Genomic DNA, 10,598 nt, shown 5'->3' with positions numbered 1-10,598 from the left:
TGCCGCCTTCGGGCGGCCGGCTCACGCTGGAGGGTACCGATCCCTGGTCGCTGCCGTGCCCGGCGCTTCAGAGGCTGCGCGGCCGGCTGTTCCTCGCGCCCCAGGTGCCGCCGCTGCCGCCGCGCCAGCGCGTCGTCACCGCCGTGCTGGCGGCGCGGTTGCCGGCGCTGGGCCTGTGGCGCAGCCTGCGTTCGCTGTTCTACCCCGACGACATCCCGGCGGCCCACGCCGCGCTCGACCGCTTCGACCTCGCCGACAAGCTGTTCGACCGCGTCGACCGCCTGTCCGGCGGCGAGCGCCAGCGCGTCGGCCTGGCGCGGGCGCTGCTCGCACCGGCGCGGCTGTGGCTGGTCGACGAGCCTCTGTCGGCGCTCGACCCCAGCCGCGCACAGCAGGCCATCGCCACGCTGTGCGACGAAGCCCGCGGGCGCGGCGTCACGCTCGTGGCCACCTTGCACCAGGTGGACGTGGCGCTGGCGCGCTTTCCGCGCATCGTCGGCCTGCGCGATGGTGCCGTGGCCTTCGACCTGAGCGCCGCGCAGGTCACGCGCGAGCACCTCGCGCGCCTGTATGCCCAGCACGAGCACGAGCTCGCCGGTGCGCCGGTGGCCGTGCCCGACGAGTCACCGGCACGGCAGCCGGTGGTGATGCATTGCCGATGAATCCGGCCGTCACGCTGACGCCCCCCGCACGTGACCCGGCGTGGCTGGGCCGGCTCGCCTGGCTGGCGGCGGGCGTGGTGCTGCTGTGGCCGCTGCTGCAGGCCACCGAATTCCGGCCGTGGACGCTGTTCGAGCCGGAGAGCCTGAAGGTCAGCGGCCGGTTCGTCGCCAGCTTCTGGCCGCCGGCCCACGACGGCGAGTTCCTCGCGCTCGTGGCGCGCGAATCCTGGCGCACCGTGGCCATCGCCACCGCCGGCATAACGCTGGCGCTGCTGCTGGCGATCCCCCTCACTCTGGCCAGCACCCGTGTGCTGTCGATCTCGGCGCTGTCGGGCCGGATGGCGCGCGGGCCCTTCTGGCTGCGCCAGGCGCTGCGCTGGCTGCTCATCGTGCTGCGCAGCGTGCCCGAGCTGGTGTGGGCGCTGGTGTTCGTGCGCGTGGTCGGCCTGGGCCCCACCGCTGGCGTGCTGGCCATCGCGCTCACCTATGGCGGCATGCTGGGCAAGGTCTACGCGGAGATCCTCGAGAGCGGCGACGCCCAGGCCACCGAGGCGCTGATGCGCAACGGCAGCGGCCGTCTGCAGGCCTTCTTCTACGGGCTGCTGCCGCAGAACGCCGCCGAGCTGACCAGCTACACCGTCTACCGCTGGGAGTGCGCGATCCGCAGCTCGGTGGTGCTGGGCTTCGTCGGTGCCGGCGGCCTCGGCCAGCAGATGGACAACTCGATGAAGATGTTCGCCGGCGGCGAGGTGCTGACCATGCTGGCGGTGTTCATGCTGCTGGTGGCGCTGGCCGACCACGTGAGCAGCGCGCTGCGCCGCGCGCTCGGCTGACGCGAGGGTGACGATGGACCGACGCGACGCCGCCAACCCGCCCTACCGGCTGCCGCCGCCGCTGTTCGACGCGCGCTGCAAGGCCTGCTGGTTCACCGCCGGGATCATCGTGCTGGTGGTGGCGAGCTTCGTCAGCCTCGACCTGCAATGGGCCCAGTTCTTCTCGGCGGATGCGCTGCGCAGCATGGGCCGCTTCCTCGGCGAGTTCTTCCCTCCCGACACGCAGCCGGAGTTCCTGCGCAAGGTGGCCTGGGCGGCCTGGGAAACGCTGGCGATGTCGGCGCTGGGCACGCTGCTGGCCGCCGTCGCCGGGCTGGCGCTGGCCTTGCCGGCCAGCCGCAGCCACGCCGGAGCACGCGCCTTGTGGCGCACGCCGACCCGGCTGCTGCTCAACGCCCTGCGCAGCGTGCCCGAGCTGGTGTGGGCGGCGCTGCTGCTGATAGCGGCCGGCCTCGGGCCGATGGCCGGTACGCTGGCCCTGGCGGTGCACACCGCCGGCGTGCTCGGGCGCCTGTTCGCCGAGGCGATCGAGAACGCGCCGGCGGGCCCGGCCGACGCGCTGCGTGCGCAAGGCGTGGGGCCGCTGCGCGTGATGGCCTATGCCACGCTGCCGCAGGTGCTGCCGCAGTTGCTGAGCTACACGCTGTACCGGTGGGAGAACAACATCCGCGCCGCCGCCGTGCTGGGCGTGGTGGGCGCCGGCGGCCTCGGCCAGCTGCTGGCCTTCCACATGGGCCTGTTCCACATGGGCAAGACCGCCACCATCCTCGCCGGCATGCTGGTGCTGGTGGCCATCGTCGACGCGGCGAGCTACGGCGCGCGGCGGCTGCTGGCTCGCTGAAGGACGAAGACCGATGATGGCCCGGCTGATCGCGCTGACCCTGCTGGCCGCTGCGCTGGCGGGCGGGCTCGTGCACTGGGAAAGCCTCTCCGACGCCGCCTGGTGGCAGCAGCAACTGGCGCGCTGCGAGTTCTGGTGCGACCAGCACCCGGTCGCCTTCACGCTGGGCTTCGCGCTGCTGTTTGCGCTGCTGTCGGCCATCACCTTGCCGGGCTGCAGCGTGCTCGCGCTGATGGCCGGGCCGCTGTTCGGCGCCGTGGCCGGCACCCTGCTGGTGGGAGCAGCCTGCACTGCCGGCGCCACCGCCTCCTTCCTCGTCGCGCGCCACCTGGCGCGGCCGGCTGCCCAGGAGCGCTTCGGGCATCGCCTGCAGCCGCTCGAGGTCTTCCTCGCGCGGCATGGCGGGTGGGCCCTGTTCACGCTCCGGCTGGTGCCGTTGGTGCCCTTTCCGGTGCTGAATCCCCTGCTGGGCCTGACGAGGATGCCGCTGCGAGATTTCGTGCTGCCCAGCCTCGCTGGGCTCACGCTCGGCACCGTGCCGTATGTGTGGCTGGGCCTGTCGGCGCAGCAGCTGAGCTCGGCCACGCCGGCCGACGCGATCCCGCTGGCGCTGGGCGCGTCGCTGCTGCTGGGCACGCTGTGGTGGCTGCGCCAGCGACTGCACAAGGCGGTGGCGCCATGACCGCCCCGCGCGTCGGCTGGCTGTTTGCCTACGACTGGGATGCCCAGGCGCGGGCCGCCATGCAGGCCGCCGGCGCGGCGCGCTTCGACACCGCGGGCTTCGATCTCTTCAGCTTCCCGAGCAATGCCGCGCTGATCGGCTTCGACCTCGAACGCATGGCCGAGCGCCAGGCGCGCCGCGCGCGCCGGCGCGACTGGCAGGGCGTGCTGTCGCACCACGAGCAGTTCGGCGCCCTGGCCGCTGCGCTGGTGGCCGAGCGTGCCGGGCTGCCCGGCACCAGCCCGGAGAGCATCCTTGCCGCGCAGCACAAGCTGCATGCGCGCCGCGTCCTCGACCAGGTCGCGCCCGAGGCGAACCTGCGCTTCGCGCCGCTGCAGGCCGAGTACGGCGAGCCGATCCCCGAAGGCATCGACTACCCGAGCTACGTGAAGCCGGTGAAGGCCGCCTTCTCGGTGCTGGCGCGCCGCGTCGAGAGCCGAGCCGAACTGCAGCGCCACACCCGCTTCGGCCGGCGCGAGCTGTGGGTCATCCGCCACCTTGTCGAGCCCTTCGAGCGGGTCTGCCGCGCCCGGCTGCCGCAGGCCGGGCCGTCGCACCGCATGCTGCTCGAGGAGCCGGTGCTGCCGCAGGTCGCCCAGTACAACCTCGACGGCTGGGTGTTCGACGGCCAGGTGCATGCGCTGGGTGTGGTCGACGCGGTGATGATGCCTGGCACGCAGGCGTTCATGCGCTGGGAGGTGCCCAGCCGGCTCGATGCCGCGGTGCAGGTCCGCGCGCTCGACGTGGCGCGCCGTTTCCTCGGCGCCATCGGCTTTCGCCATGGCTTCTTCAACATGGAGTTCTTCCACGACGCCTCGACCGACCGCCTCAGCGTGATCGAGTTCAACCCGCGCATGGCCTCGCAGTTCGGCGACCTGTACCGGCGCGTGCTCGGCGCCGATGCGCATGCCATGGCGCTGGCGATGGCGCTCGGCCGCGACCCGCGCAGCGTGCCACGGGATGCGCCCGGCGCCGGCGCTGCCGCCAGCCTCGTCTACCGCACGCTCGAGGGCGAGACGCCACCCGCGCCCCCCTCGGCATGGCAGCGGCATGCGTTCGCACGCGACTTCCCCGACGGCCTGGTGTTCAGCTTCCCGAAGCACGGCCATGCGCTGGCGCGCGACTACAAATGGACCGGCAGCCACCGCTACGGCATCGTGCACCTCGGCGGCCACGACCGTGCCGACCTGCGCGAGCGTGCCGAGCGGGCCAGCGCGCTGCTCGGCTGGCCGGCGCCGTATCGAGACCACGCCGCCACGGCAACGGCACCGGCCGCGCTCACCGATTCCCCCCTTCCCTACGGAGCTTCCTGATGGTCCTCAGCTTTCCCGCCCTGCCGCGCCTGCTGCGCGCGGCGCTGGCCGCGGCCGCCTGCGTCGTCGCGCTCAGCGGCTGCGGCGCCATGCTGGCGCAGAACCCGTCAGGCGCGCTCAAGCCGGTGAACGCCATCGAGGACGGCGACGATGCCCGCGTGATGCTCAAGGGCGCCGACGTGGTGGCCTATTTCACCCAGGGCCGCTACCAGCCCGGCCAGGCGAGCATCAAGAGCGTCTACGAAGGCGTGACCTTCCGCTTCGCCAGCCCCGAGCACAAGGCGCTGTTCGACGCGCAGCCCGCGAAGTACCTGCCGCAGTTCGGCGGCTACTGCGCCAACGGCATCGCCTACGCGATCCCCTGGGGCGGCGATGCCGACACCTGGCGCATCATCGACGGCAAGCTCTACATCTTCGGCGGCCGCGGCAGCCAGGAAGCCTTCGAGCTCGACATCCCCGGCAATCTGGCACTGGCCAACCGCTACTGGTCCGAGGAAGTGGCCGGCACCAACAGCTTCTGGCAGCGCGGCAAGCGCCTCGTCTGGCGCGTGCCGCACTACAAGTCGGGCGACGAACTGGCGCAGATGGTGGCCCGCGCCAAGGCCGGCAAGCCCTGATCAGCGCGCGTCGTTGAGCGCCCAGTCGTAGTCGAGGAAGGCGATCGCCACCTGGCCGGCGCGGATGCGTTCACGGTCGGCCGGGGCATCGGCCAGCACGTCGGCGTAGCGCGCCAGGAACGCCGGCAGCGACGCGATGCCCTGGTGGCCGAGACGGAAGTCTTCGCCGAACCAGTCGAAGATCTTCGATACCTCGAGCCGCTCGCGCGACGCGTTGTAGCGGTTGCGCGTGCGGTCGCTCATGAAGCGCAGCGCCTGCTGCTCCAGCTGTGCGGGCAGCCGCTCGGCTACGAAGGCCTCCTCGCGCAGCGCCGGGCAGCCGATGCTGGCGCAGTTCACCGCGAAGTGCACGCGGGGCTCGTCGTAGCGGCCGCGCTCGCGCAGCATGCCGTGCTCGATGTCGTCGAGCGAGACCTTGCCGCCGAGCAGCGCAATCCACGCCGGCTTCCACGGGCTGCGCAGCAGGCTGCCCAGATCCTTGATCGACTTCAGGTCGGGGTACTTCGTGAGAATCAGTTCTGCGGTGAACGCGTTGTAGGCGTTGATCAGGAAGGCCTGCTGCTGCGCCTTGCCGAAGGCCTTGAACGCCGGCTCGCTCACCGCCGACAGGCTCTCCAGGTAGCTGCGCAGTGCCGCGCGTTCGGCCGCCAGCGCGGCGTAGCGCAGCTGCGAGGCCTGCCCGCCGCGCAGCACGACCACGTGGCGTCGCAGCAGCGCGGTCCAGGCGGCGTGGGTGTGGTCGAAGCCGGACTGCGCCCGCACCGGCAGTGCGCAGGCCACCGCTGACAGGAGGAGGTGCCGTCGCGAGGGTCGAGGGGGCGTCAGCATGATGCGCGGCATCATGCCTCAGCCAGGACGGCGCACAAAGTCGAAGGGCCCGGCGCAACGGCCAGGCCCTTCGGATGTGTTGGTAGGCGCGATTGGACTCGAACCAACGACCCCCACCATGTCAAGGTGGTGCTCTAACCAGCTGAGCTACGCGCCTACGGAAGCCTCGCAGTATAGCAGGCTCGGCGCGCCCTACTTCCGCCGCGCGCTGCGCACCCCGGCCACCCGCGCCACCTGGCCCAGCACCAGGCTCAGCCGCGAGGCATCGCCGACCTCGACGGTGAAGGTCATCCAGGCCGTGCCGCCGCGGGCGTCCTTGATCGACTGCGTCTTCACGCCGGTGACGTTGACCTTCTCCTTGGCGAACACCTCGGTGATGTCGCGCAGCAGGCCCTGTCGGTCGTTGGCCTCGACCACCACGTCCACCGGGTAGACCGCGCCGCCCTCGCCCTTGCGCTCGCCCCAGGCCACCGCGATCACGCGCTCCGGAGAGCGCGACGCCATCTCGCGGAAGTTGCTGCAGTCGGCGCGGTGGATGGCCACGCCCTTGCCTCGCGTGACGTAGCCGCCGATCACGTCCGGCGGCGCCGGCCGGCAGCAGCGCGCCAGGCTGGTCAGCAGCGAATCCACGCCCACGACCAGCACGCCGCCCTGCGGCACCCGGCCCGGGGCCTTCACGTGCTTGGCGACGATCGCTTCGTCGTCGCTCGGCGCCGGCTCGGCCGGGCGCAGCAGGCTCTCGATGTTCCGCAGCGAGAACTCGTCCTTGCCCACCACCTCGAACAGCGCGTCGGCGTTGCGGAAGCCGAGCTGCGAGGCCAGGTCGTCGAGCTTGATCGCGGTGCGGCCCTCGCGCTGCAGCAGCTTCTCCACCGCCTCGCGACCGCGCGCGATGGTGTCGCGTTGCGCCAGCGCATTGAACCAGGCTCGCACCTTGGCCTTGCCGCGTGAGCTCTGCAGGTAGCCGAGCTCGCCGTTGAGCCAGTCCAGCGACGGCCCGCCTTCCTTGATCGCCGTCACCTCCACGGTCTGGCCGTTCCTGAGCGGCGTGTTCAGCGGCACCATCTGGCCGTCGACCTTGGCGCCACGGCAGCGGTGGCCGAGATCGGTGTGCAGCGTGTAGGCGAAGTCGATCGGCGTGGCGCCGGCCGGCAACTCCACCACCGCCGCCTGCGGCGTGAAGACGTAGATGCGGTCGTCGAAGACGCCCACTCCGTCCGGTTCGCCCGGCTCGTTGCTCTGTTCGACGAATTCGCGCTCCCAGGCCAGCAACTGGCGCAGCACCGCCTTGCGTGCTTCGGCCACCTGGGCATCGAAGTCGCTGCCGGCGCTCACGCCCGCATAGCCCTTCGCACCGGCCTCCTTGTAGGCCCAGTGCGCTGCCACGCCGTGCTCGGCGTGCTCGTGCATCGCGCGGGTGCGAATCTGGATCTCCACCGGGCGGCCCTCGGCGTCCATCACCACCGTGTGCAGCGACTGGTAGCCGTTCGGCTTGGGCCGGGCAATGTAGTCGTCGAACTCCCCGGGCACCGGCACATAGCGTTCGTGCACGCGGGCCAGCACGGCGTAGCAGGCCGGCACGTCGGCGACGATCACGCGCATGGCGCGGATGTCGAACACGCGGGCGAAGTCGAGGCCCTTGCCGCGCATCTTCTTCCAGATGCTGTAGAGGTGCTTGGGCCGACCCTGCACCTCGGTCTTCAGACCGCAGCCGGCGAGGAAGGCCTGCAGCTCGGTGCGGAAGGCTTCCACGCCCTGCTCGCGCTCGACGCGCTTCTCGTCGAGCAGCTTCGCCACCCGGTGGTACTGCTCGGGCTCGAGGAAGCGGAACGACAGGTCTTCCAGCTCCCACTTGACCTGCCAGATGCCCAGCCGGTTGGCCAGCGGCGCGAACACCTGCATCGACTCCTCGGCCAGCGCACGCGGGCAGGGCTGCCGGCTGGAGGCGAACCAGCGCAGCGTCTGCAGCCGCGAGGCCAGGCGCAGCAGCACCACGCGCAGGTCGCGCGAGAAGGCCAGCAGCATCTTGCGCACCCGCTCGGTCTGGCCGGCGCGCTGCTGGGCTTCCACCTGTGCCTCGCGCGCGGCACGCTGGATCTGCACGAGTCGCCGCGTGTGGCTCACCAGGCTGGCGTACGACTCGCCGAACGCCTTGGTCACGACTTCTTCCGGCTTCTGCAGGAAGTCGCCCGCATAGACGAGGTAGGCCGCGGCCCGCATCGACGGCGCCGCGCCGATGCCTTGCAGGATGCCGGCCACGCCATCGGCATGCGTGAGCGCATCCTCGCCGGTATCCAGTGCCCGGCCGGCCAGCAGCGGCTCGGCGAATGCGCGGGCGCGCTCCAGCGGCGCAAGATCGGCTTCGCCCGAAGGCAGCGCCGCCGGGCCGGCATCGGCCAGCTGGACGATCGGCGCCGCGTCGTCGCGGGCGTCCGCGGTCTGCGTCTTCATGGCGCCAGCAGGAACTCCCGCACCGCGGCGATCTGCTCCGGGGCAATCAGCGTCGGCGCATGGCCGACACCCTCGAACTCCACCAGCCGAGCCTTCGGGCCGCGCTGCGTCATCGCCTGCGCGGTTTCGCGGGAAAGCAGGTCGCTGTCGGCCCCGCGCAGCAGCAGCGTCGGGCAGCGCAGCGCGTCATAGCTCGCCCAGAGCATCGCCTCGCCGGCGCGGGCCGACTCCGGCGTGATGGCGCGGAACGGCACCGCGATGGCCGGGTCGTAGTGCAGCCTGAAGCCGTCGCCATCGGGCCGCAGCATCGGCCGGGTCAACGCCAGCCACTGCTCGCGGCTGTGCGGGCCGAAGCTGGCGGAGATGCTCCACAGGTAGTCGGCCGCCTCCTCGACGCTGCCCCAGCGCAGCGGTTGGCCGAGGTAAGTGCCGATGCGCTGCAATGCCGCCGCTTCGATCGCCGGGCCGACGTCGTTGAGCACGAGCTTCCTGACCGGGGAATCGGGCAGCGCGGCCAGGCCGAGACCGATCAGCCCGCCCATCGAGGTGCCGACCCAGTGCAGTTCCTGCGCGTTCAGGCGCGCCAGCAGCGTCACCATGTCGGCCACGTAGGCCGGGATCTGGTAGCCGGCCGGGTCGGCCAGCCAGTCGGAGCGTCCGCGGCCGACGACATCCGGGCAGACGACGCGGTAGCGGTCGCTCATCGAGCGCGCCAAGGTGTCGAAATCGCGGCCCTGGCGCGCCAGGCCGTGCACGCACAGCAGCACGCGCGGGTTGGCCGGCTCGCCCCATTCCGCGTAGGCCATGCGGTGCAGGCCGCGGGCGCCGAGGCACTGCACGCTGTCGAGGCGAGGTTCTGTCATGTCCGGGTCAGTGGCTTCTCCATAATCGATGCTAAGTCAATCGTCGGAGAAGCCTCATGCTCAAAGGAAAGACCGCCCTCGTCACCGGCTCCACCAGCGGTATCGGACTGGGCATCGCCTGCCGTCTGGCCGCCCAGGGCGCGAACGTGGTGCTCAACGGCTTCGGCGACACCGAAGGCCCGAAGGCCGAGGTGGCGGCGGCCGGCAAGGCCCACGGCATCCGCGTCGGCTACCACGGTGCCGACATGAGCAAGCCGGCCGAGATCGAGGCCATGATGGCCTACGCCTCCAAGGAGTTCGGCGGCGTCGACGTGCTCGTCAACAACGCCGGCATCCAGCACGTGGCCAACGTCGAGGACTTCCCCGTCGAGCGCTGGGACGCCATCATCGCCATCAACCTCAGCTCGGCCTTCCATGCGATGCGCCTGGCGATCCCGGCGATGCGCGCGAAGAACTGGGGCCGCATCATCAACATCGCCTCGGCGCACGGCCTGGTGGCCTCGGCCGGCAAGTCGGCCTACGTGGCAGCCAAGCACGGCATCGTCGGCCTGACCAAGGCCAGCGCGCTGGAACTGGCCACCACCGGCGTCACCGTCAACGCCATCTGCCCCGGCTGGGTGCTGACGCCGCTGGTGCAGAAGCAGGTGGATGCCCGCGCCGCGAAGGACGGTGTCGACAACGAGGAAGCCAAGCGCCGCCTGCTCGGCGAGAAGCAGCCCTCGCTGCAGTTCACCACGCCGGAGCAGCTCGGCGATTTGGCGGTGTTCCTCTGCTCGGCTGGTGCCGACAACGTGCGCGGGCAGGCCTGGGCCGTCGATGGAGGCTGGACGGCCCAGTGAGGTTCACTTCGTCAGCTGCACGCTGCCGCTGACGTTCACCGAAACCTGTGCCTTGCCGGCCTCCACCGGCAGGGACTCGTCGGCCGCCATCGACATCGCCTTGGCACGCACCATCGGCATCGGCACGAAGCCCGGCGGCTCGCTGGTGCCGACGTTGACCTCGCGGATCACGTAGCCGGCATAGCCGAACTGCCTCGCATAGTCGGCCGCCTTGGCGCGGTAGCGTGCGATGGCCTGCCCGGTGACCTCGCCCTCGACCTTCTCGCGCAGTTCGCGCGACACGCCCTGGCTCACGCGCGAAACATTCATCGTCGTGATGCGGCCGGTCAGCGCGCCGATGCCGGCCATGTCCTTGCCCTCGATCACCAGCTCGGCCGTGCCCTGCCAGCCGTTGATGCCGCCCTTGGGCGCGTAGCGGGGGTAGAGAGAGAAGTTGCCGGTCTGGATGTCGATCTGTCCCGGCTTGGCGTGCTTGCGCGCCTCGGCCAGTGCCGCATCGAGCGCCTGCTTGAGCTGGCTCTGCACCGCGCTCGCATCCTGGCCCTCGCGCGTGGCGGTGAGCACGACGTTGAGCAGGTCCTTGGTGACTTCTACCGTGGCGCTGGCCGACAGCGACACCACGCCCTGCAG

The 10,598-nt window shown here is 71.3% G+C and carries 11 protein-coding genes and 1 tRNA gene; 7 read left to right on the top strand and 5 right to left on the bottom strand.

Annotation, left to right across the window (positions count from 1 at the left end; genetic code table 11):
• The 6 genes from AB7U92_RS13650 to AB7U92_RS13625 form a co-directional block, all read left to right on the top strand.
• Positions 1-662, top strand: a 662-nt coding sequence (locus AB7U92_RS13650) for a phosphonate ABC transporter ATP-binding protein (protein ID WP_428577637.1), incomplete at its 5' end; no start/stop codon positions are given.
• Positions 659-1,495, top strand: a complete 837-nt coding sequence (locus tag AB7U92_RS13645; RefSeq protein WP_428577634.1) for a PhnE/PtxC family ABC transporter permease — start codon at positions 659-661, stop codon at positions 1,493-1,495. The genes AB7U92_RS13650 and AB7U92_RS13645, both read left to right, overlap by 4 nt.
• A gap of 13 nt (positions 1,496-1,508) precedes the next feature.
• A complete protein-coding gene (gene phnE, locus AB7U92_RS13640; RefSeq protein ID WP_428577631.1) occupies positions 1,509-2,336 on the top strand; it encodes a phosphonate ABC transporter, permease protein PhnE in 828 nt (275 codons plus the stop codon).
• Positions 2,337-2,349: 13 nt separating this feature from the next.
• Positions 2,350-3,018: a TVP38/TMEM64 family protein gene (locus AB7U92_RS13635; protein ID WP_428577628.1), complete on the top strand. Its 669-nt coding sequence runs from the start codon at positions 2,350-2,352 to the stop codon at positions 3,016-3,018.
• Positions 3,015-4,370 carry an ATP-grasp domain-containing protein gene (locus tag AB7U92_RS13630; RefSeq protein WP_428577625.1) on the top strand — a complete coding sequence of 452 codons (1,356 nt, stop codon included), beginning with the start codon at positions 3,015-3,017 and terminating at the stop codon, positions 4,368-4,370. The genes AB7U92_RS13635 and AB7U92_RS13630 overlap by 4 nt, the downstream gene beginning before the upstream one ends.
• Positions 4,370-4,987: a YHS domain-containing (seleno)protein gene (locus AB7U92_RS13625; protein WP_428577622.1), complete on the top strand. Its 618-nt coding sequence runs from the start codon at positions 4,370-4,372 to the stop codon at positions 4,985-4,987. Before AB7U92_RS13630 ends, AB7U92_RS13625 begins: the two co-directional genes overlap by 1 nt.
• Here the strand turns inward: AB7U92_RS13625 and AB7U92_RS13620 are convergent, their stop codons facing one another.
• The 4 genes from AB7U92_RS13620 to AB7U92_RS13605 form a co-directional block, all read right to left on the bottom strand.
• Positions 4,988-5,767, bottom strand: coding sequence for a DUF547 domain-containing protein (locus AB7U92_RS13620; RefSeq protein WP_428577620.1), 780 nt, complete (start codon positions 5,765-5,767; stop codon positions 4,988-4,990).
• A 128-nt stretch (positions 5,768-5,895) separates the two neighbouring features.
• Positions 5,896-5,972 (bottom strand) — tRNA-Val (locus AB7U92_RS13615).
• Positions 5,973-6,007: 35 nt separating this feature from the next.
• Positions 6,008-8,266 carry a RelA/SpoT family protein gene (locus AB7U92_RS13610; RefSeq protein ID WP_428577617.1) on the bottom strand — a complete coding sequence of 753 codons (2,259 nt, stop codon included), beginning with the start codon at positions 8,264-8,266 and terminating at the stop codon, positions 6,008-6,010.
• Positions 8,263-9,129 (bottom strand): alpha/beta fold hydrolase, encoded by an 867-nt coding sequence (locus AB7U92_RS13605; protein ID WP_428577614.1) that lies wholly within the window; start codon positions 9,127-9,129, stop codon positions 8,263-8,265. Before AB7U92_RS13605 ends, AB7U92_RS13610 begins: the two co-directional genes overlap by 4 nt.
• A gap of 56 nt (positions 9,130-9,185) precedes the next feature.
• Here AB7U92_RS13605 and AB7U92_RS13600 point away from each other — a divergent pair, with 56 nt between their 5' ends.
• The gene (locus AB7U92_RS13600) at positions 9,186-9,968 is read left to right on the top strand and encodes a 3-hydroxybutyrate dehydrogenase (RefSeq protein ID WP_428577611.1); all 783 of its coding nucleotides are present in this window, start codon (positions 9,186-9,188) and stop codon (positions 9,966-9,968) included.
• 3 nt (positions 9,969-9,971) lie between these two features.
• Here AB7U92_RS13600 and AB7U92_RS13595 read toward each other — a convergent pair whose 3' ends face one another.
• Positions 9,972-10,598: an SIMPL domain-containing protein gene (locus AB7U92_RS13595; protein ID WP_428577608.1), complete on the bottom strand. Its 627-nt coding sequence runs from the start codon at positions 10,596-10,598 to the stop codon at positions 9,972-9,974.

The sequence above is a fragment of the Piscinibacter sp. genome, assembly GCF_050175855.1.
Classification (GTDB): Bacteria; Pseudomonadota; Gammaproteobacteria; order Burkholderiales; family Burkholderiaceae_C; genus Piscinibacter.
This window is presented reverse-complemented; position numbering and strand designations above follow the sequence as displayed.

Excerpts from the sequence above, each read along its gene's own strand:
- AB7U92_RS13610 (WP_428577617.1), bottom strand. The coding sequence starts at position 8,266 with ATGAAGACGCAGACCGCGGACGCCCGCGACGACGCGGCGCCGATCGTC.
- AB7U92_RS13630 (WP_428577625.1), top strand. The coding sequence starts at position 3,015 with ATGACCGCCCCGCGCGTCGGCTGGCTGTTTGCCTACGACTGGGATGCC.
- AB7U92_RS13600 (WP_428577611.1), top strand. The coding sequence starts at position 9,186 with ATGCTCAAAGGAAAGACCGCCCTCGTCACCGGCTCCACCAGCGGTATC.
- AB7U92_RS13635 (WP_428577628.1), top strand. The coding sequence starts at position 2,350 with ATGATGGCCCGGCTGATCGCGCTGACCCTGCTGGCCGCTGCGCTGGCG.
- AB7U92_RS13605 (WP_428577614.1), bottom strand. The coding sequence starts at position 9,129 with ATGACAGAACCTCGCCTCGACAGCGTGCAGTGCCTCGGCGCCCGCGGC.
- AB7U92_RS13625 (WP_428577622.1), top strand. The coding sequence starts at position 4,370 with ATGGTCCTCAGCTTTCCCGCCCTGCCGCGCCTGCTGCGCGCGGCGCTG.
- phnE (WP_428577631.1), top strand. The coding sequence starts at position 1,509 with ATGGACCGACGCGACGCCGCCAACCCGCCCTACCGGCTGCCGCCGCCG.
- AB7U92_RS13645 (WP_428577634.1), top strand. The coding sequence starts at position 659 with ATGAATCCGGCCGTCACGCTGACGCCCCCCGCACGTGACCCGGCGTGG.